Raw genomic sequence first — 21,436 nt, forward strand, 5'->3', positions numbered from 1 at the left:
CAGTAGAGTCTGAAGAATAAATAGAAATCCCCAACTCTAACTTAAGTTGGGGATTTTGACTTAACCCATAGTTACAGAAATTTGTTCAAAATATGGGTAGGAGTTCTGCCGTATCGGAAAAGCGTTTTTTATTTCTTGCAGGCGTTTGCTTCAGTAGGTAATGCAAGATCACCTTCCTGCTGAGCCTGACCGAGAAATTCATGATACTTTCTGAGCAGACCGTCATCGCTGAAGGTCGCTTCATAAATCTTTCTGCTGACGCGCATCATGTAAGGTTTCTGATCACGTGAATAAACCTGGGCAAGACACTGCTGAGCATTCATGAACTGCTTATTGGTTTCAATTACCTGATCCCTGTCTTCGGTATCGGTGCCGAGAATTGTATCAAGACTTTCGGCATACTGAGTCAGTGCTTTCTTCTGTAAAGAATCAAGATTGCCGTCGTTGATCAGGGCTTCCACGTTTGCGTCCAGAGCCAGTGCTGATGCAGAAACGGTCATTCCCGCAGCCATAATCATTGAGCCGAGAACTGATTTACTGAAAAAGTTCATAATATTCCTCGCTATAAAATCTACGATATCAACCGTCATCGGTTTGGTCATTAATTATTCCAGTATTCCGATAATTTTACCGTGAACGATGCTAAAAAACTAAAAACACGCTCACAATGACGGCTGATTTCATGAGTGTTACTGCTTGCTTAAGTAAGCGGCGAGGTTATCGATTACCTTGTTGAATACGGACTTGATGGCATCACATTCTTCATCGCCTTCGTAAACAGGGGTTCCTGGGCCAATTTCGCCGTTTTCGTTCTGATATGAAACCTCAACGTGGGTGAAGCTCATTTCAATTTCGAGTTCGCCGAGAACAATGTTACATCTGAAGGTAATGTATCTGGTACCTTCGGCAGGATCGTAGTCAGGATCCTTCATTCTCTTTACAAATGAGAATACACCGCCGCCGTCCTTGCTTTCATGAATGATGGCTTCCGGACGCACACCAACCCTGAGCCAATGACGAGTACGGGCATAAACCTGAACAAAAACGTCTCCTTTAGGTGAGCGGCGACTCAAATCGACTTCATATTCGTTTGAAGTATTATCTTCACTTGCGAAGTCCTGACCGACGACTTCATTATCGTATAATTCTTCGTTGCTCATAAAATCCTCTTAAAATTAAAAATCAAATGGTTGGTTACGCAGCAGCCTTCTGAGAATCTTCCTTCAGTGCTACGGTAAGGTTAAATACTTTCTTTTCCGGGGTAGTGTATTTGCTGTCGGCACAGAAGTAACCGGTTCTTTCGAACTGGAAGGCTTCGGAAACGGCAGCTTCCTGCAGTGCAGGTTCAATCCAGGCGTTTTCGATGATTCTGAGTGAATTTTCATTGATTGTTGACAGGAAATCATCGGCAGATCCCGGATTAGGTACCTTGAACAGACGTTCATAGAGTCTGATTTCTGCGGTTTTGCCTTCGGTGGCGCTAACCCAGTGGATAACTCCCTTTGGCTTGTGTCCTTCAACGTCCTGTCCCAGTGATTCAGGAATATAGGTACAGTGTACGCAGGTTACGTTGCCGTTTTCATCTTCCTCGCAGCTTTCAGCCTTTATGATGTAGCCGTAACGGAGGCGGACTTCCTTTTCGAGTGAGAGACGCTTGAACTTCTTGTTGCCTTCCTTTCTGAAATCATCGGCTTCAATGTAGAGTTCTCTGGTGAAAGGAACCTTTCTTGAACCGAGCTCCGGCTTTAACGGATGGTTCTGAGCATCAAGCTGTTCGACCTGTCCTTCCGGATAATTGTCAATAACGAGTTTGAGCGGATTCAGAACTGCCATGCGACGCTGAGCGTGTTCGTTGAGGTCTTCTCTGATGCATGATTCAAGTGCGGAAAACTCAACTGTGTTATCCTGTTTTGTAACACCGATGCGACGGCAGAATTCTCTGATTGAAGCAGGGGTGTAGCCTCTTCTGCGCAGACCTGAAATTGTGGTCATGCGCGGATCATCCCATCCGTCCACAATCTGTTCCTTAACAAGGAGGTTAAGCTTTCTCTTTGAGGTGATTGCGTATTCAAGATTCAGACGGCTGAATTCGTACTGATGCGGATGATGTTCAATGCTGATGTGGTCAAGTACCCAGTCGTACAGACGTCTGTTATCCTGGAATTCCAGGGTGCAGATGGAATGCGTGATTCCTTCAATGGCGTCTGAAATGCAGTGTGTAAAGTCATACATAGGGTAGATGCACCATTTGTCACCGGTCTGATGATGAGATGCGAACTTGATGCGGTAGATTACAGGATCTCTCATGCAGATGAATGATGACGCCATGTCTATTTTGGCACGCAGACAGGCTTTTCCTTCCTCGAATTCACCATTTTTCATTTTTTCGAAGAGAGCCAGGTTTTCCTCCACTGTTCTGTCTCTGTACGGACTGTTCCTGCCAGGAGCGGTGAGGGTGCCTCTGTATTCCCTTATTTCATCCGGAGAGAGTTCGTCAACATAGGCGAGTCCCTTTCTGATGAGTTCCAGAGCATAACCATATAACTGGTCGAAGTAGTTTGAAGAGTATCTTGGTTCACCGTTCCATGAGAAACCGAGCCAGCGTACGTCGTTTTCGATTGATTCAACGTATTCCACTTCTTCCTTTGCCGGGTTTGTGTCGTCGAAACGGAGATTGCACAGACCGTTATAGTCGCGTGCGATACCGAAATTCAGGCAGATTGACTTTGCGTGTCCGATGTGTAAATAGCCGTTTGGTTCCGGCGGGAATCTGGTAACAATGGTGTCGTATTTCTTTGCTGCCAGATCCTCATCTATAATCTGGGTAATAAAGTTAGAAGTATGGATTGCCTCTTCTGTCATACTTGGCCTCTAGGGTAATACCTTATTTTGGTTTGTTACTTAACATCAGTAAATTTCTATACGTTCCGCCCGTGTCTTTAATTCGTGGAGGAACACAGCTTATGTCCCTGATACACCTGCTGCGGAATCGTGTTTAAATCCTTTTTATTTTTTAGAAATTTCAGCACGTACCTGATTGGTCCTTTGTCGGTGTTCCCTGAACGGCAGGTTCAGGCAAACACGGTTAACGCTAAACTGCTAAAAAATAACCGTTTGTCACGGAGTGGTCCGCATGTTTGCGGCACTGCCTGAAAAAAGGCGGAGTGACGTGATGCAAACCGATTAAAAGCTAATTATATGATACATGAAAGCCTATAAGCAAAAAATCTTTTATCTTTTGTTTTATACGCACGGGGCTCGGTCACGGAGCAGGGGTTTTCGGATGTTTTTTTAATAAAGGAAACGGCTCATCGGCTGATGCTGCGGCATATGGTTAAATCAGGAATGAGTACTCCGCCGAAGATGCGAAAATTCTCTTTCCCGTAATCGTTCTAAATATCAATGTTTAATTGAAACTGAGCTGAATAGATACTATAATTACGCCGTGTTTTTTAAAACGTCACGGGCCGGTTCAGCCTGATTTACGCCTGCGGAATCAGTACAATGCCGAAAATGCGGAACATGACGCACGGTGAACGGGGTTTTCGTACTGTGCACGAAGTCCGTAACCGCACCGTAAAGTTTTATTAAATCTATTTTTTGGGGTAAAATACCCCGAGTAAGTTCCTGTTATTGTTTTACGGATAACATGAAAACCTTAGTAAGATAGATAGAGAGTAATACTATGAGTTTTGAATCAGATAAGTCTTTTAACGATTTCGTTCATTTTCCACGCGGAATCCGTCGCAGCGGTCTTTTCTCAATCAAGGAATCAGACCTCCTCGAAGAATGCGGTGATGCCATGATGGAACTTTATCAGGGTATCCGTGAACCTAAGGATGATGCTGAAAAGACTTTTGTTGAACAGATTAAGGGTGATGCGGTTGCTACTGATTTAAATGCCAAGGTATTTAAGAAGTATCTTTTTGAAATCAGCCCTAAGAAGTCTCATAACCTTACCACCAGCACTGATGATGACGGTTACGATTCTTCAGAAGAATCAATTGATTAATTATTAAATTTTTATATTTGCGTTGGCAATCCGGTATATGACAGATTTTATCCCGCAGGACTCCGCCGAAGTGAGCGGATGCGGTGAGTGTCTGGTACCGGTTTGTTTTTTTTCTGATACTGACATATAGAGAAACTGTAAATGCATCGTAATTCTGATGAAAAACTTGTCCAGGCGTTCAGACACTGTGGCCCTTACCTGAAGCATCATCGCGGTTCCACTTTTGTAATAATGATTCCCGGTTCCACCGTTGCAAGTTCGCACCTTGAGGACATTATCAGTGACATTGCTCTGCTGCAGAGCCTTGACATCAAGCTGGTTCTCGTTTTCGGAGCCAGGGAACAGATTGACGCAGCTCTCGATAAGAATCAGATAAAGGCCAGATTCTACAAGCGTATCCGCATTGCCGATGACGAAACATTTGAAGTCATCAAAAGAGTCTGCGGCCAGATGCAGATAGATCTCACCTCCAAGCTGTCAATGGGGCTTATCAACACCCCGATGCAGGGAAGCCGTCTCAACGTTATCAGCGGTAATTTCGTTACCAGCAGGCCTATAGGCGTGGTTGACGGTATTGACTACATGCACAGCGGTATCATCCGTCGCATTGATGCTGAAAACATCCTTCGTGAAATCAACAATCATTCTATCGTGCTGATTTCTCCTGTAGGTTACTCCGTTACCGGCGAATGCTTCAGCGTTAACAGTGAAGAGGTGGCAGCTCAGGTGGCCGTGGCAATCAAGGCCAATAAGCTGATAACCTACTGTTCAAATGATGAGCTTCTGGTGAATGACAAGGGTGAGGTTATTGCCGAAATGTTCCCGGACGAGGCTCAGAAATATCTTGAAAGAATTGACGCTGATGTTCACAACAGTACCTACAGATACCTTAAGGCTTCCATTTCCTGCTGCAACGGCGGTGTGGAAAGATGTCATCTGGTGTCACATGAACAGGATGGCGCCGTAATTCAGGAACTCTTTACCAGAGACGGTATCGGTACACAGATTGTAAAGCAGAGTGCCGAACAGGTCAGTCAGGCGACGATCAATGATATTCCTTCGCTCATGGATCTCATCAGACCTCTTGAACAGGAAGGCATACTTGTTCACAGACCTCGTGAACAGCTGGAAATGGAAATTGAAAACTATGTTGTCATCAAGCGTGACGGCATGGTTATAGCCTCAGCAGCTCTCTACAGCTATGAGGAAAAGATGGGAGAACTTGCCTGCGTGGCAATTCATCCTGACTACAGAGGCTCCTCAAGAGGTGACATTCTCATCAATAAGATCGAAGAATTGGCCCGCAGTAAGGGACTTAAGCAGCTGTTTGTTCTTACAACAAAGTCTGCGCATTTCTTCCTCGAAAAGGGCTTTGTTCCGGGAACAATAGAGGATTTGCCGGCCAAGAAGAGGGAACATTACAACTATCAGCGTATGTCAAAGATTCTGTTCAGACAGATTAAGTACTAACTGCTGTATGGCGGATGAATGAAATCCGTACGGGCGGTGTTTTCCGAAACACCGCTCTCTTTTTTTTGTGGTTAATACGTCCTTTTCTGGGAAAATATGCCTGTAATCTCAAGGAAAAACATGAAAACGTGTTGTACCATTGATCATCACGGGTATAAATATTTATTACAGAGTACTACTCCGCAATGGCTATCATAAAAACCATAGATTCCCTTACAGGTTTTCTTTCCAGAAGGAAGATTACCATTCAGTGTCATAATTATCCTGATGCCGATACTATCGGCTCGGGATTTGCGTTATGGCAGTACTTTTCCGATCACGGCATTGATGTCCGTCTCGTATACGGAGGTTCGCACAAGATTGCCAAAAGCAACCTGAGGATGTTTGTGGACAAGCTGCACATTCCCATTGAACACGTGGAGGACGGATACAGAACAGATGGTCTGCTGATTACCGTTGACTGTCAGTATCTGAGCTCCAACATAATTCATATTGAGGCCGATGAGGTTCTGATGATAGATCACCACAGACAGGGTGAAAACATTGACAGAATCAGGGAACTAGACATAGAGTGTCATTCATGCATCAAGGAACATTACGGAAGCTGTGCATCGGTCGTTTATCAGCTTTTTCAGAAATCACGTTACAGCATGAGTCTTGAGGTTTCAACGGCTCTTTACTATGGTCTGTACATGGATACCAATGAATTTTCTGAGGTAAGACATCCTGCGGATCGCGAGGCTCGTGACGAACTGGTATTTGACGACAGGATTTTCATGCTTCTCAAAAATTCAAATCTGAGTGCTGAGGAACTGAAACAGGCCGGGGCTTCACTGCAGAATTTTGATTCCAAGGGGCAGCTGGCCGTTATAGAGTCTGTTCAGTGTGATCCAAACGTTCTGGGAATGATTGCCGATATGATGATTCGCGTGGAAAACATCAATACGGCCATAGTCTTTAACAGATTGAACCGTGATGACTACAATCCTGAACAGTCAGACATCTACAAATTCTCCGTGAGAACCTGTGTGGGGGAAATCAGGGCCAATGAACTTGCAGAACTGATTGCGGCTCCAATGGTCGATTCCGTACGCATTGGAGGGGGAGGCGGTCACCGTCTGAAGGCCGGAGGCATGGTTAACGTGGGACTTTTTGAAAAGTATCTGCGTGAGCAGGGATCCTCCGAGACCTTCAATGAGTATCTTTACCGTGTTTTTGAGGAGTATTCATCCATTGCCAGAATCATTTATTCAGACAGTTATGACTTTGATGATCTGGTGCGTTATGCCGAAAAATATGAGGAAACTCAGTATGTCATGGGATATGTCTGCAGTACTGAGATAGCTGAGGAGGGCAGACCTTTACTCATTAGAGGAACTGCCGGTGACGTGCGTGAAAAGGTCAGTCCGGAGCTGTATATCATGGTCAGCTGCCGCGGAGAAGTGGTGACGGTCTCAAGGAGCGAATTTCTGCAGCGTTACCGTGACTGCGAAGGCCCGCTTAACATGGTGGATTTTTCCGAGTATGATGAGCCCCGTATCGTAATAGACCAGAGCGGCAGAAAGTTTTACCTTAAAAACAGGCTTCACTGCTGCACATTCAGAAAGCCTCAGTATGTGTGGGTAGTACCCATTGAAAAGCTTGGAATTCCTGTAAAGCTCGTTGATTCAAAGTGGGCAAGTTCTGACTTCAGATTCGGTAACATTACTGATTATCTTGTCATAAACGAGAAACAGCACAGTGAAATCAGCATTGTTGATTCCGTGAGATTCAGTGCCATCTACAAGAAGGTATAGCATAGCTGATGACTCTTCGGTCCGGAATCCGTGTCGTGAAGTGATTCATCTCATCCTGCCATTAAACAGAAAACCTGTTCATATCCAAAAGATGTGAACAGGTTTTTACATTATGTGTTACACCTGGTAACAGCCGCTGTTAGAAGTCGGCATTGTTAACTGTTCTTGGGAACGGAATTACGTCACGTACGTTACCCATACCGGTTACGTATACTACAAGACGTTCAAAGCCGAGACCGAAACCTGAGTGGGTTACGCTACCGTAACGACGGAGGTCTCTGTACCACCAGTAGTTCTTAGGATCAAGGTTCAGTTCTGCAAGTCTTCTGTCAAGAACCTCAATTCTTTCCTCTCTCTGAGAACCACCGATGATTTCACCGATTCCCGGAGCCAGAACGTCCATTGCGGCAACGGTCTTGCCGTCATCATTAAGTCTCATGTAGAAGGCCTTGATGTCCTTTGGATAGTTCTTCACAACCACAGGAGCCTTGAAGTGTTCTTCAGCGAGGTAACGTTCGTGTTCTGACTGAAGGTCAACACCCCATTCAACAGGGTACTCAAACTTCTTGCCGCAGTTCTTCAGAATTTCAATGGCATCGGTGTAGTCAACCTGAGCAAAGTCAGAAGATACGAACTTTTCAAGTCTGGTGATGGCATCCTTGTCTACACGTTCAGCAAAGAATTCCATGTCATCGCGTCTTTCGGTGAGAACGGCATTGAATACGTACTTGAGCATTCTTTCAGCCAGAGCGGCATTGTCGTTGAGGTCATAGAACGCAACTTCCGGTTCAACCATCCAGAATTCAGCGAGGTGACGGGTGGTATTTGAGTTTTCTGCTCTGAAGGTAGGTCCGAAGGTGTATACCTTTGACATTGAAGAGGCGATGGTTTCAGCATTTAACTGACCTGAAACGGTGAGGAATGATTCCTTGCCGAAGAAGTCCTGTGAATAATCAACCTTACCGTCAGCGGTCTTTGGAGGATTGTTCATGTCGAGGGTGGTCACGCGGAACATTTCGCCTGCACCTTCACAGTCAGAGGCTGTGATTAACGGAGTGGAAATCCAGATGAATCCTTCTTCGTTAAAGAATCTGTGGATGGCCTGAGCCAGACAGTTTCTTACGCGCATTACAGCACCCATGATGTTGGTTCTGGTTCTTAAGTGGGCATTTTCGCGAAGGAATTCAACGGTGTGTCTCTTGGCACTCATTGGGTAGGTGTCAGGATCTTCAACAAGACCGCATACTTCAACAGCGGTAGCCTGAATTTCAAACTGCTGTCCCTTACCCTGTGATTCTACGATTTTGCCGTCAGCGATTACGGAACAGCCGGTGGTAAGATGTAAAATACCGTCTTCATAGTTGCTTAAAGTATTTGGAACAACAACCTGAACAGGATTAAAGCAGGATCCGTCATGTACAGCTAAAAATGAAAAACCTGCCTTTGAGTCGCGTCTGGTTCTGATCCAACCGCGTACGCGAACTTCGGTACCAACTTCATATGAACCTTTTAAAATGCTGTCAACTGAAGCAATAATCATTATAAAACCTCTCACGAACCGGCAATTAAAAACGGCCGGTAGTTAAGTATCAATTAATTAAACAAAAAATCTCTCTGATCTTATTCTTAAATGCCCAAAAAGGCAACCAAAAATACACATTACTTATCGATGTATTCAGCGTTTTGAATGCGGAAAAAGACGAAGAAAAATCCGTAAATTTTCCGATACGGTGTTCACTGGTACAAAAGGACCGGAATCATTCCGTAAAAAGTCGTTTCCGCATGTAACCGGCTTATTTTTTAGGCTGAGAGACTGTATGCATGACACTCTGTCAGATGACATGACTGCATGTCACTTTCCGTTGCAGTGTTACTTTTTTTTCATCAGGTTCGAGGTGTCGAGTCCTGCGGCATTAAACCTGAGATCCACATAAAATGCATTACGGGTACGACAGGCAGACGGACGGTAGAGCAGAGGAAGTGCGTTGATTTCCAGATCCCTTATTATTCCCAGAACTGGTGCGTTGATTTCCTCGGTAAACTGAATACTTTCGTTTTCTCCCTCCGGCGTAAATTCCATTTCAATGAACGTGTGTCCGTTGCTTTCGTGCTCCGTAATTTTTTTTATTCTGGCTGCGGTGCAGTCCCAGCGTAGGAATCGGCTGTATTCTCTGGCATATGCAAAATAGCATTTGCCTGCCATGAATAACAGAATCGCCGCCATGACCTCAAGAAGAACGAAGTAACTCTGCACAAAGGCAATATATGGTTTCAGAATGAGAAGAATGACGCATACGGCTCCGAAGACGGCATACATCCAGGCGAATTTTACGGTTCCTCTGTCGGCTTCAGGTCTGCTGTATGACGACAGATCCAGATTTATGGGGCTTTCCGGATTCGGGGTGTAGGTAATCATTTTGTTTTCCACGCTGACTCCTTTAACTGTAATTATTATTGCGGTTGCATAACATGGAACTGTAAGAACACGTGGCGGACAGTGACCGGAAAACGGAGAACTGTCCGCAGGAAACGGATTCTGTTAAGATGAAATTAATGGAGGATTCCTTCACCTCTGGTGGTCACCGGAATGGCTTCCTTTTCATCGTATACCACGGTACCTTCGATCTTATAGGTTCTGTCCAGCATGGTATTGAGTAGTGTTGATGAAGCGGCCGGGTTGTGAATAACATCCGGTTCAAATACTGTTTTGTAGCATTTTTCGGAGTTTTCACTTATGCTTTTGTCATAGTTTATTTCCTTTATGTCAATTTCCAGATCGTTGACAAAAAGAATGAGAATCAGCTTGCTGACATCCACGTCTTCATGGAGATGGTTAACCAGACAGAAGTTGACGTTTACGGACGGAGCTGTTCTGTTGCTGATGTCTGCAGTAACCTCATGATATTCCAGGTACGGCAGTCCGCTTTGGTATTCGGCAATGCTGCTGCACGCCGTAAGCATGGCGGTTGCAGTGAGGGGAATCAAATTCTTATAAAGGCTTATCATTTTTGACTTATTCCAGTAAACTTAGTGTTGGCACATTATACCGCTTTCGGGCGAGAAAACCCACGGTTTTAATATGGAGTATGGTGGCCTTTTTTCCGTTTGTCACGGAGATGCCTCGGATGCATCTCCCGGCGGACGTAACTTGGTATTGATCGGCAGTCCGGAGGACTGCAAAATGGAGAATTATATGGAAGAGATGGTGCCGGTTGTTGACGAAAACAACAGAATAGTTCAGGTGGTGCCCCGTTCGGTAATGCGCAGAAATGAAATGCCGCACAGGGCCTCATATATAGTTCTTGGAGACGGTGAGGGCCGTTTCTACATTGAAAGGAGAACAATGATTAAGGATTACTGTCCGGGGATGCTTGATGCCTGCGTCGGAGGAGTGGTTCAGGATGGTGAGGATGACATTGCCCTGAGTGCGGAAAGAGAACTACAGGAGGAGCTTGGAGTCAGAACCGAGCTTAAAAGTCTCGGCTGGAAAAAGCTCCAGCACAAGCCGGAGACATTTACCTGGGCCGGAGTTTTCTATGGAGAATATCGCGGCAGTATCGTAATGCAGCAGAGTGAGGTTGATGACGTGCTGATGCTTACCGCCGAAGAGGTGTATGCAAGGGCCGGGGAATTTACCCCGGATTCTCTTATAGCATTCAGATTTGTTCAGGAGAAGCTGAAAAGCGGCAGCCTCAACGGCTGACGGTTTTCATGAAGACGGCGACCGTTACAACCATTTTTTGCGTCTGAAGAACAGGTATGTTATGGTTGCCGACAGAATCATCATGGCTATTGATATCGGATAGCCGTACTGCCAGTCGAGTTCAGGCATAAACTTAAAGTTCATGCCGTATACGCTTGCAATCCATGTCGGAGGCATGAACACTACAGCAGCCACCGAGAAGATCTTGATAATCTTGTTCTGCTTGTGATTGGTGTATGACATTGCCGTCTGCAGCTGGAAATTAATCTTGTCAAACATGAATTGCGTATGCGGCAGCAGGGATTCAATGTCCTGCAGAATGTTGTCGATGGTTTCAAACTGCTGTGGTGACAGTCTGCCTGTAATTGATTTGCGCAGGAAGCGCAGTGCCTTTCTGGTATCGAACAGCGCACTACGGATCTGGGAGATTGTTTCTTCCTGGAAGGTCAGTTCCTGCAACAGATCCTGTATCGTTTCATCATCATCTGACAGAACCTGAGAGGCTGTTTCCTCCAGGGTTTCATAGGAATCCTCAATGTAGTCTGAGAGGGATTCAACCTTGATGTCCTGCAGTTCCAGAAAAATATCAATGTTGTCATTGATTTCCACGCGATCGTGCTTCAGGTAGTGACGCAGCAGTCTGATGATGCTTACGTCCTCTTCACGGAAGGTGATGAGCATGCTGCCGTGAATTGTGAAAAGCACGTTGGAGCTCTCGGTTTCCCTTCCCTTTCTCTGAGGGAACAGTGAAGTGATGTGCACGCCGTCGGTGTCGATGTAGAAACGGGATGATGATTCGATTTCGTCGATGTCATCCTCTTCAGGAACTTCTTCCTTGAAGAGATGCTGCATCCACTCGCGTTCTTCGTCGTTAGGATTCTTGATGTCAATCCAGATGGTGTTTTCAGGTATCGGTTTAAGAGGTTCCAGATCCTTATAGGTCAGGGTCTGGTTATTCAGTATGTATGTTCTGATCATCTCTGTCCTCCTGCCTGTTTTAACTGTCGTATTTTAACAAAAGGGGCTCTGTTATGCAAACGGCAAAGGTTTGTAAGGTGTCGCATGAGAGGAATGAGTAGTCTGTTTTTACTACTGGGTCACACACTGACCGGGAATACTGGAGGCATAAAAAAACCGGCTTTGGCCGGTTTTCATTGCTCATGCGATTTCTGTAATCAGAATCGGATAATTAGATTTCCTTTGCGAATTCAACGGCACGGCCGATGTAATTTGCAGGGGTAAGCTTTCTTAAAGATTCCTTGGCTTCTTCAGGAATTTCAAGAGTGTCGATGAACTTCAACATGATTTCCTGATTAACCTTCTGACCGCGGGTAAGAGCCTTGAGCTTTTCATAAGGCTTGTCAACACCGTATCTGCGCATTACGGTCTGGTAAGGTTCGGCAAGAACTTCCCAGTTGTTGTCAAGTTCGTCGAGCATGTGCTGGGTGTTTGCTTCAAGCTTGCTTACGCCCTTGAGGGTTGATTTCATTGCAATTTCGGTATAGCCGACTGCAACACCGAGGTTTCTTAAAACGGTTGAGTCGGTGAGGTCTCTCTGCCAGCGGCTTACAGGGAGCTTGGCTGCCAAGTGGTTGAAGATTGCATTGGCGATGCCGATGTTGCCTTCTGAATTTTCGAAGTCGATAGGGTTAACCTTGTGAGGCATGGTTGAAGAACCTACTTCACCGGCAATGGTGCGCTGCTTGAAGGTGCCGAGGCAGATGTAACCCCAGATGTCACGGTCGAAATCGAGAACGATGGTGTTGAATCTTGCGATGGCATTGAATAATTCGGCAATGTAGTCGTGCGGTTCAATCTGGATGGTGTACGGATTCCAGGTTAAGCCGAGGCTTTCCACGAATTCCTGACTGAATTTCTTCCAGTCAACATCAGGGTAAGCGCTTAAGTGAGCGTTGTAGTTACCTACGGCACCGTTGATCTTTGCAAGGAGTTCAACAGATTCAATCTGCTTGAGCTGACGGCGGAGACGGTATACAACGTTTGCCATTTCCTTACCCAAGGTTGAAGGAGAAGCAGGCTGACCGTGGGTTCTTGACATCATCGGAGCTTCGGCATAGGTGTGTGCCAGATTGGCAATGGCATCAATAATCTGGTTGAATAAAGGAACGATAACCTGTTCTCTGGCCTTCTTGAGCATTAAGGCATGAGAGTTGTTGTTAATGTCTTCTGAGGTGCACGCAAAGTGGATGAATTCCTTAACAGCATTGATTTCAGGGAATTCTGCAGCCTTGTCCTTAAGGAAGTATTCGATTGCCTTAACGTCATGATTGGTTACGCTTTCGTGCTTCTTGATGGCTTCCGCATCAGCAATGCTGAAGTTGTTGACAATGTTGTCCAGGTAGGCGACGGCTTCCTTGCTGAAAGCGGGAACTTCTTTGATTTCAGGAGTTGCGGCAAGCTTCTTTAACCATTCAACCTCAACGGTTACACGGTTATGCATTAAACCGAATTCAGAAAAGATTGCACGGAGATCCGTACATTTGCCTGCATAACGTCCGTCGATAGGGGACACTGCGGTAAGAGTAGAAAGTTCTAATTCCATTTGCTGTTATAGCTCCAGTTTATTAAAAAATGTATAGGAATCTGTTAAATTTGTTTCAGACGGGTGTTGGCACATTCAACCAGTCTGGCTCTTTTAAAAATAAAGCTGCGGCGTCTGCCTCCGGCGTTGCGCCAGAGAATTACCGCCTTTATGGCAGCAAGTATCAGTGCTCTGATTTTATGCTGAATGTGCAGCTGCTGCAGCATGTTCTTTTTGCCATAAATATTAAATTTCAGTAATCCTGTGTCGGAAATTTCCGATTTGTATATGTTTGAAAGATTGGCTATGAGATCGGGATCCAGCACGGATAAATGTCTGGACCTTGCTTCTGCGGTGTTGTCTCTGAGTCTCCTGGCAAGTCTTTCTGCGGCGGTTGCGGATTTTGTGACCTTTCTTTCCAGACGGACGAAAAGAATCACATACTTTGCAAGCTGCAAATATCTTTGTTCACCGGTGTTTCCGCTGAAACACTGAACGAGTGAAAAATACCCTTTTTTGAGATATTTCGGAGGATAGAGCTGTTCGAGATCATTCGTGGAGTCTGTGGCCAGCGATTTGATGAGAATTGCTGCTGCATCTTCGTCCCATGTTCCGCAGTTAGCCAGATCCTGAATCAGGGCTCCGGCCTGACATATGGCTGCAAATGCCTGTGTCTGTGCGTAAATGTCGTTAGCCATAAGGTCTCCTTAAACGTTCTGCAGACGCTGTTCAATAATACCGCCGCCGAGACATTCATCACCGTTGTATAAAACGGCGCTCTGGCCCGGAGTTACGGCAGCAACGTCATGGTCAAAGATCACTTTGATTCTGTCATCGTCAATCTGTTCGGCATAGCATGGTATGTCAGGCTGACGGTATCTGGTTTTAACGGTGTACCTGCCTGCCTTGAGTGGTTCCCTGTCGGTGAAGCAGAGGCTTGTCGCAATAAGTGCTCTGGACATCAGGCGCGGATGATTGTGCCCCTGTGCAACTATAAGCTGATTGTTTTCCAGATCCTTGTCGACAACGTACCATGGTTCGTCAGTGCTGTCCTTTCTGCCTCCGATTCTGAGGCCCTTGCGTTGCCCGAGAGTATGGTACATGAGTCCGTCATGTCTGCCGATGACCTCTCCGTCAACGGTAACTATGTCTCCCCCCTTTGCAGGAAGAAAACGACTCAGAAATTCGTTAAATCTCTTTTCGCCGATAAAGCATATACCTGTGGAGTCCTTCTTTGCGGCGGTAACCAGACCGAGCTTTGCGGCAATTTCGCGAACCTTCGGTTTAAGGATGTCGCCCACCGGAAACAGTGATTTGCCGATCTGCTCATGGCTCAGGGTGTAGAGAAAATAGCTCTGATCCTTGTTCGGATCCGTTCCTCTGAGGAGCTTTGGTTTTTCGTCAAACGTGCGCTGAACATAGTGACCTGTTGCTATGTAGTCAGCCTCCAGATCCTCCATGGCATAATCAAGGAAAGCCTTGAATTTGATTTCCTTGTTGCAGAGGATGTCTGGATTCGGGGTTCTTCCGGCGCTGTATTCGGACAGAAAGTTTTCAAAAACGCGATCCCAGTATTCTGCCGCAAAGTTGATGGTTTTGAGTTCTATGCCTATTTTTTCACATACGGCTCTTGCGTCCGCAAGATCTGCTGCGGCAGAGCAGTAAGTATCGGTATCGTCCTCTTCCCAATTTTTCATGAAAAGTCCGACAACATCGTAACCCTGTTCCTTAAGCAGATATGCAGAAACGGATGAATCGACACCGCCTGACATACCCACAACTACTTTTTTTGTTGACATTTGTGATCAAAATACCAGAATTGTTATGAAATATTTAGAAATACGTCTGACAATTATAAGACAATGTAGGTTTTATTTCAATTTGTTAGGGCTTTATTGTCTTCAGAATGTCAAGAGGGTATCTCTTTCCCGCAAAATAGTCGTCAAAACAGTGCTTGACTAGTCTGGTACGGTACTGAGGTTTGAGTTTTTCTATTTCTTCCCTGTCATACCAGGCTACGGACTGAATGTCATGATCCGGGTCTCTGGCCGTCAGTTCTTCCGGAAGACTGTCATTTACGGTGTAAAAGCAGTATCTCTGAATTGTTTCGTTATCCTTAACGTATGTGTAGATGCCGCAGAGTCCCTGCGGTTCAAGACTGAGCCCGGTTTCTTCGAGCATTTCCCTTTTTACCGCTTCAATGAGATCTTCCCTGTTTTCAAGATGACCTGCAGGTTGTCCGAAAACCGGATAAGGGGCTTCATCATATTCGGAAACCAGAGCATATTTACCGCGGCATTCAATGATAGCCGCTACTGTCACGTACGGACGAAAGCGTTCAGCCATTTGTTTTTTCTCGCTTGTTGTGGATTGGGTTTTGTTCATGTCACCGGGAGCATAAACATTAAACCGCCTGATGGCGGTCTAATGTTTATGTCCGTAAAGACACCAGTATTTTATCAATAATGTGATCAATAGTCACTTTTGATTAAGAGGTAAAGATAAAAATGTTTCAGGAATTTTCACCGACGAGGCTCCGTACGGAACCGGAAAGCCTGCTGTAGCTCGTGATGAGTTCCAACGGGTAATGACGACCGCCCCTGAAATCCCTAATGGCATCAAACACCAGTTCGGAACGCATGCTGTCCTTAATCCTTTGGCATTCTTCGAACGTCAGCCAGTGGTGAGCCACAATGTCTCCGTCGGGATCGTTTATTTTTAGTTCGGGGATGCTCTCCAGTCTGAGACTGAAGACGGTTCTCAGCATGGTGTAGTTATCCTGTACCAGATTGTAGATCCCCACGATTCCGTCCAGGTGCTCGGTTCTGATTCCGGTTTCCTCAAAGAGCTCGCGTCGTGCTCCCTGAACCAGATTTTCCCAATGTTCCAGATGTCCGGAAGGCGTATTGAATACCGGAAGTCCGTTACCAAGGCGTTCCTCGACTATGAGGTATTTGTCTCCGACCGTAACAATAACGGCAACGACGGAAACAGGTTTAAATTTATAGGACATGATTAAAAATACTCACTGTTTCGATTCTCTGAAAATTCTATCACAAGGGATGGCGGAAGCATAACTCCCGACTTCCGCAATTGAAAAAATTATTCCCGCCGAAGGAAAATCCTGATTTTTGTGCCGTGCCGGAAAATGCCGTGGCGATAAGTTATTTCAGGCCATTTATAAAAAGTCCATGGAAAAGTCGTGTAAATCATTACCGGTATAAAAGCTTCTGAATCGTAAGATTAAGGTTGTGTTATATTATTCCCCTAATAATCATGTGGGAAAATTTTCTGAGTTGTTTCTTCAAATCTGCTTCAAACAGAAGTTGACGGCCGGATAATGTGTATGTGGTAAAAGGAAGAAAAATTGCAATGAATTACAGGACATTCATAAATGAAGTTGATCGAAGGTTATCAGTCGGAGATGCTGATTCTTTGAGATTGTTTATACATGAAATGGCTCGTAAGGTGTCTGAAATCGACAGAAGTAACTTTCTCTCAGGACTGGATGTTTTCTGTTGCGTTCATTCTAAGAAATTTACAACTGATAAAAAAGAATCCGATAAAAAAGCAGATACAGGTTTTGAGCAACATGTGGATTCGCTTAGTAATTCGCTGTTTGAAATTCAGAACGGTAACAGAAAACTTATGTGTAAATGTAACGAGGAATGGGATGACTGGTATGATTGTGAAGATGAACAGTTTGATTTTTCCGATCCTGACGATATTCTGAATGACATAACCGAGGCCGTCGGAGTGCTGCATCAATGTGTAGATCTTTCAAAATATGAAAAAGGGGCTGAGCTTGCCGGAAATCTGTCTAAAACCAAAGTTTACGTTTTGGGAGAGTTCTATCGAGATACAATGGATCTTCAGGATCTCATATCTTACAATCTGGTTAATATTGATCTGAAAAAGACGATAGTTGAATCCTTATATCTTACATGTATGGGAACTGGGGAAGAGACCAGGGCCGAAGCAATGCTGACGGTTATGGACTGTTTTGATTACTATTCAGTTACACTTGATGAAATTCTGCAAATAGGAACTGATGAAATAAATTTGGATTCTCTGCTGCCTTTATGGATTAAGGCTTTGGCGTTAAGACCTTCCCAAAAGACTGACAGACTGCTTATCGAAGCGCAGAATATGCTGACTGATGGGAATGCGACCATGGAGGTTGCCGAACGTTACGCTAAAAGTCATCCGGTTCTTTATCAAAATATACTGCTCAGAGGCAGGGAAAACGCTTCATCAGAAGAAATGCTGCGTATAGGTTTTCAGGGAATGCAGAACATCCCGGTTGACCATGCATGCAGAAGTGAAGTTGCACTTCTGACGGCAGAGTGTGCTTTGACTTTAAAGAATCGACAGGTCGCCGAAGACTGCTGGTTGGAAGCCTTTCGTTCAACTCCTTCTGTCGTAAACTTTCTTCGTATTCGTGTGTATTCTCTACATTGGGATAAATATGCCGACAGGATCAGAAATATCTATACCTCATATTACAATGGTGAAAACAGGTCTTTGTGGGAGAGTAATATTCTGCCGGTAATAATGTTTTTTGATGAACGTTTCGACGAAATGATTCAACGCTTTATGTCATTTGAAGTTGGAACGGGCAGTTGTATTTTTCCGATGGAAGATGGGGTTGCATTTTTGCTGATGCTGATGAATTCACAAAAGACAGACCTGAAAGAAATGTCTGAGATGGCTAATTATTTAATTAAAGCTTGTTCATTTGACGGCGAGGCTATTTGTAAGGGAACGGATTTGGATCGAAGTCTTTCACAAAGGTCACTTTTCTTGGATTGTTTTGAGAGATGGAAATCAGGTGTTACTCTAACTGAAAGTACCTGTGAATTGTGGTTGAAAAGAATAGAACAATGGCTGGAACGCAAGGTTCTTGACGTTATGGAGAATAATCTGAGAAATCTTTATGACACCTGTGCTGCCTTTATAGCTGCATACGGGGATGTTCTTGAATCAAGAATAAAAATTGGGGAAAAGGATAGATTCATGCATCAGTACAAAATAAAGTATTCAAGAAGACGGGCTTTTCATGAACGGCTGAAGAGTTATGGAATGCAGAACTAATTGCAGAATGGATGTAGAAATTCCATAAACTTGCAGAACGGTTATTGTAGGATACATATTTTGATAAAGGCGGTCACAAGTAGGTTACAGACCGGGGAGCAATTAACAATTAAGTTAATAAGACCTGCCCTCATTTACTGTGATGGAATAAATTGCCGTTTCCTTGGGACAATGAGTGCAAAGAATGTTTGATAAATGAAATAACCATCTTTATAATTACTCCCGTACATTATTTTATTTTAATTTTGTCAGAACTGATATTTGAATGCTTTGGCTGTCAATGCTGTTGTAAATGCGGCTTTTTCATTTATTGGAACTGGTTTTTAATGTTATTCATGGGGATTCTTATATGACTTCTAAGGTTGTTGTACCTGCCGGTGCCAAGATTACGGTTCAGGGTAACGGATTAAATGTTCCTAACAATCCAATCATTCCTTTTATCGAAGGTGACGGTATCGGCAGTGATATCACTCCTGCAATGATTAAGGTTGTTGATGCTGCTGTTGAAAAGGCATACAACGGTTCCAAGAAGATTTCCTGGATGGAAATCTATGCCGGTGAAAAGGCTACTAAGGTTTACGGTCAGGATGTATGGCTTCCTGATGAAACCCTTGATCTTCTGAAGGAATACGTTGTTTCCATCAAGGGCCCTTTAACAACTCCTATCGGTGGCGGTATCCGTTCATTAAACGTTGCTTTACGTCAGCAGCTCGATTTATACATCTGTCTGCGTCCAGTACGTTACTTTGAAGGTGTCCCAAGCCCAGTTAAGCAGCCTGAACTCGTAGACATGGTTATTTTCCGTGAAAACAGTGAAGACATTTACGCAGGTGTTGAATGGAAGGCCGGTACTCCTGAAGCCGATAAGGTTATCAGCTTCCTGAAGAATGAAATGGGTGTTACCAAGATTCGTTTCGATAAGGACTGCGGTATCGGTGTTAAGCCTGTATCAAAGGAAGGTACTCAGAGACTGGTTAAGGCTGCAATAGAATATGCAATCGCCAACAACCGCAAGTCAGTAACTCTTGTTCACAAGGGTAACATCATGAAGTTCACTGAAGGTGCTTTCAAGCAGTGGGGCTATGAAGTTGCCAAGGAACAGTACAACGGCGAACTTATCGGCGAAGGTCCATGGATGAAGATCAAGAATCCTAAGACCGGTGAAGACATCGTAATCAAGGATTGCATTGCTGACGCATTCCTGCAGCAGATTCTGTTACGTCCTGCAGAATATGACGTAATCGCAACCCTGAACCTCAATGGTGATTACATGTCAGACGCTCTTGCCGCTCAGGTTGGCGGTATCGGTATCGCTCCTGGTGCAAACATCGGCAGTACCTGCGCGATGTTTGAAGCTACCCACGGAACCGCTCCTAAGTATACCGGTCTTGATAAGGTAAATCCTGGTTCAATCATTCTTTCAGCTGAAATGATGCTTCGTCACATGGGCTGGAATGAGGCTGCTGATCTCGTTATCAAGGGTATGGAAGGTGCCATCAAGGGTAAGCGTGTAACCTACGATTTCGCACGTCTCATGGAAGGCGCTACCGAAATCAAGTGTTCAGAATTCGCTGATGAAATCATCGGTAAGATGTAATACATTTTCCGATATCTGAAACGGAACCGCAGGTTTTTGAACCTGCGGTTTTTTATTTTCCGAGGATGGCTGTCTGCTGTCTTAAGCAGGAAACAGGTGGCGTAAAACTGAAAGCAAAGACCATGGAAAAAACGTAAAGCGGGCATCATGAAAACAGAGACGGCAGCCGAATGGCTGCCGTCTGTCAATTGGTGGAGATGGCGGGATTTGAACCCGCGTCCCAAAAGGCTAGATCTCAACGTCTACATGTTTAGTCGAATCTTTTAATCTCGTAAGCCTGACGCGGACCGACACGCTACAGACTCACCAGACTGAATGGATTTAAGGCTACTCCTTCAGTCGAGGATTCACCCGATACAATATTGGGATCCGGAGATTCTGAACCTATTGTCAAATCCAGGCTCCGGGTAGTCCAAAAGTTTTTTAGGCTCTGACTACAGGTTTTGCTTGTCGCTGGTTATTAAGCAGCTAAAGCGTAAGATTCATCGTTTGCGATTATCTTTTTGTGGGTTTTTTAAGAGGCCACCCACGCCTCTACATGCTGTTTTGACTTCACTCTTCCAGTCGAATCCTAATCATCCCCTTTAAAGCTGTATTTAAAAACACCGTTCAGGAGGCTGAAAACAAAGGCCGTCTGAACTGACCTGAGTTTAATTATAACCGTTTTACGCGGATATTCAAGAAATAGAATGATTTTTCCGGAATATTTCATAAAACGATAGTTCAGAGTTTATCTTATCGATTTTTTCATCACTCTGGCCTGATCACGTTTCCATTCGCGTTCCTTGATTGAATCGCGTTTGTCGTGAGTCTGTTTACCTCGGGCGAGGGAAATTTCCAGTTTTACCAGTGATTTTTTCCAGTAGAGCTTCAGTGGAACAATGGTGTATCCTGCTCTTTCAACGGATCCTATGAGTTTATCAATTTCACGTCTGTTAAGAAGAAGCTTTCTTGTTCTGGTAGGATCGCAGATTACGTGAGTGCAGGCCTGATCAAGCGGAGTGATGTTTGCACCTATAAGGTATATTTCACCTTTTTTGATGGTTACGTAACCGTCAACGATGCTGGCTCTGCCGGCACGGAGTGCCTTTACCTCCCACCCCTGCAGGCTGATGCCCGCTTCGAAGTGCTGTTCCAGAAAATAATCGTGGCTGGCTCTTTTGTTTACGGCAATAACGGTTGATTTTATTGCCTGTTTGTTATTGTTACCGCTCATTGCGTG

The 21,436-nt window shown here is 44.7% G+C and carries 19 protein-coding genes and 1 other RNA gene; 6 read left to right on the forward strand and 14 right to left on the reverse strand.

Annotated elements, in window-relative coordinates; translation table 11 throughout:
* Nucleotides 1–128: 128 nt before the first annotated feature.
* From QZU58_RS03075 to glnS, 3 genes are all read right to left on the reverse strand, one after another.
* Entirely contained in the window at nucleotides 129–551 is a 423-nt protein-coding gene (locus QZU58_RS03075) for a hypothetical protein (protein WP_294494744.1), read from the reverse strand.
* 138 nt (nucleotides 552–689) lie between these two features.
* Nucleotides 690–1,160, reverse strand: a complete 471-nt coding sequence (locus QZU58_RS03080) for a hypothetical protein (RefSeq protein ID WP_294460374.1) — start codon at nucleotides 1,158–1,160, stop codon at nucleotides 690–692.
* Nucleotides 1,161–1,194: 34 nt separating this feature from the next.
* On the reverse strand, nucleotides 1,195–2,862 hold the full coding sequence (gene glnS / locus QZU58_RS03085) for a glutamine--tRNA ligase (protein WP_294494747.1): 1,668 nt from the start codon (nucleotides 2,860–2,862) through the stop codon (nucleotides 1,195–1,197).
* Between the two features lie 823 nt (nucleotides 2,863–3,685).
* On the opposite strand from glnS, the gene maoP reads away from it, so the two are divergent.
* The 3 genes from maoP to QZU58_RS03100 all read left to right on the forward strand — a co-directional run bounded on the left by maoP (nucleotide 3,686) and on the right by QZU58_RS03100 (nucleotide 7,278).
* Nucleotides 3,686–4,012 (forward strand): DUF413 domain-containing protein, encoded by a 327-nt coding sequence (maoP, locus tag QZU58_RS03090; RefSeq protein WP_294460379.1) that lies wholly within the window; start codon nucleotides 3,686–3,688, stop codon nucleotides 4,010–4,012.
* A 141-nt stretch (nucleotides 4,013–4,153) separates the two neighbouring features.
* Entirely contained in the window at nucleotides 4,154–5,482 is a 1,329-nt protein-coding gene (argA, locus tag QZU58_RS03095) for an amino-acid N-acetyltransferase (protein ID WP_294460382.1), read from the forward strand.
* Nucleotides 5,483–5,667: 185 nt separating this feature from the next.
* A complete protein-coding gene (locus tag QZU58_RS03100) occupies nucleotides 5,668–7,278 on the forward strand; it encodes a DHH family phosphoesterase (protein WP_294494751.1) in 1,611 nt (536 codons plus the stop codon).
* A gap of 139 nt (nucleotides 7,279–7,417) precedes the next feature.
* Here QZU58_RS03100 and asnS read toward each other — a convergent pair whose 3' ends face one another.
* The 3 genes from asnS to QZU58_RS03115 all read right to left on the reverse strand — a co-directional run bounded on the left by asnS (nucleotide 7,418) and on the right by QZU58_RS03115 (nucleotide 10,284).
* Nucleotides 7,418–8,818, reverse strand: coding sequence for an asparagine--tRNA ligase (gene asnS / locus QZU58_RS03105; protein WP_294460386.1), 1,401 nt, complete (start codon nucleotides 8,816–8,818; stop codon nucleotides 7,418–7,420).
* Nucleotides 8,819–9,148: 330 nt separating this feature from the next.
* Nucleotides 9,149–9,706: a hypothetical protein gene (locus tag QZU58_RS03110; protein WP_294460390.1), complete on the reverse strand. Its 558-nt coding sequence runs from the start codon at nucleotides 9,704–9,706 to the stop codon at nucleotides 9,149–9,151.
* Between the two features lie 122 nt (nucleotides 9,707–9,828).
* Nucleotides 9,829–10,284 carry a hypothetical protein gene (locus QZU58_RS03115; protein WP_294460392.1) on the reverse strand — a complete coding sequence of 152 codons (456 nt, stop codon included), beginning with the start codon at nucleotides 10,282–10,284 and terminating at the stop codon, nucleotides 9,829–9,831.
* 187 nt (nucleotides 10,285–10,471) lie between these two features.
* On the opposite strand from QZU58_RS03115, the gene QZU58_RS03120 reads away from it, so the two are divergent.
* Nucleotides 10,472–10,981: an NUDIX domain-containing protein gene (locus QZU58_RS03120; protein ID WP_294494754.1), complete on the forward strand. Its 510-nt coding sequence runs from the start codon at nucleotides 10,472–10,474 to the stop codon at nucleotides 10,979–10,981.
* Between the two features lie 24 nt (nucleotides 10,982–11,005).
* Here QZU58_RS03120 and corA read toward each other — a convergent pair whose 3' ends face one another.
* The 6 genes from corA to QZU58_RS03150 form a co-directional block, all read right to left on the reverse strand.
* Nucleotides 11,006–11,959 carry a magnesium/cobalt transporter CorA gene (corA, locus tag QZU58_RS03125; protein WP_294494758.1) on the reverse strand — a complete coding sequence of 318 codons (954 nt, stop codon included), beginning with the start codon at nucleotides 11,957–11,959 and terminating at the stop codon, nucleotides 11,006–11,008.
* 211 nt (nucleotides 11,960–12,170) lie between these two features.
* The gene (purB, locus tag QZU58_RS03130; RefSeq protein WP_294494760.1) at nucleotides 12,171–13,544 is read right to left on the reverse strand and encodes an adenylosuccinate lyase; all 1,374 of its coding nucleotides are present in this window, start codon (nucleotides 13,542–13,544) and stop codon (nucleotides 12,171–12,173) included.
* Nucleotides 13,545–13,588: 44 nt separating this feature from the next.
* Nucleotides 13,589–14,221 (reverse strand): DUF489 family protein, encoded by a 633-nt coding sequence (locus tag QZU58_RS03135; RefSeq protein ID WP_294494762.1) that lies wholly within the window; start codon nucleotides 14,219–14,221, stop codon nucleotides 13,589–13,591.
* Between the two features lie 9 nt (nucleotides 14,222–14,230).
* Nucleotides 14,231–15,322 (reverse strand): tRNA 2-thiouridine(34) synthase MnmA, encoded by a 1,092-nt coding sequence (gene mnmA, locus QZU58_RS03140; protein WP_294494764.1) that lies wholly within the window; start codon nucleotides 15,320–15,322, stop codon nucleotides 14,231–14,233.
* Nucleotides 15,323–15,407: 85 nt separating this feature from the next.
* Complete coding sequence (locus QZU58_RS03145; RefSeq protein ID WP_294494766.1) at nucleotides 15,408–15,869, reverse strand: NUDIX domain-containing protein; 462 nt, start codon at nucleotides 15,867–15,869, stop codon at nucleotides 15,408–15,410.
* 166 nt (nucleotides 15,870–16,035) lie between these two features.
* On the reverse strand, nucleotides 16,036–16,536 hold the full coding sequence (locus QZU58_RS03150; RefSeq protein ID WP_294494768.1) for an NUDIX domain-containing protein: 501 nt from the start codon (nucleotides 16,534–16,536) through the stop codon (nucleotides 16,036–16,038).
* A 422-nt stretch (nucleotides 16,537–16,958) separates the two neighbouring features.
* Here QZU58_RS03150 and QZU58_RS03155 point away from each other — a divergent pair, with 422 nt between their 5' ends.
* Entirely contained in the window at nucleotides 16,959–18,617 is a 1,659-nt protein-coding gene (locus tag QZU58_RS03155) for a hypothetical protein (RefSeq protein WP_294494771.1), read from the forward strand.
* A gap of 349 nt (nucleotides 18,618–18,966) precedes the next feature.
* Nucleotides 18,967–20,214, forward strand: coding sequence for an NADP-dependent isocitrate dehydrogenase (gene icd / locus QZU58_RS03160; RefSeq protein ID WP_294494773.1), 1,248 nt, complete (start codon nucleotides 18,967–18,969; stop codon nucleotides 20,212–20,214).
* A gap of 189 nt (nucleotides 20,215–20,403) precedes the next feature.
* On the opposite strand, the gene ssrA is transcribed toward icd, so the two are convergent.
* Together ssrA and smpB are read right to left on the reverse strand one after the other, a co-directional pair.
* Nucleotides 20,404–20,797: a transfer-messenger RNA gene (ssrA, locus tag QZU58_RS03165) on the reverse strand.
* A 147-nt stretch (nucleotides 20,798–20,944) separates the two neighbouring features.
* A complete protein-coding gene (smpB, locus tag QZU58_RS03170) occupies nucleotides 20,945–21,430 on the reverse strand; it encodes an SsrA-binding protein SmpB (protein WP_294460417.1) in 486 nt (161 codons plus the stop codon).
* Nucleotides 21,431–21,436 lie beyond the last annotated feature (6 nt).

Source organism: uncultured Ruminobacter sp. (assembly GCA_902764345.1).
Classification (GTDB): Bacteria; Pseudomonadota; Gammaproteobacteria; order Enterobacterales; family Succinivibrionaceae; genus Ruminobacter.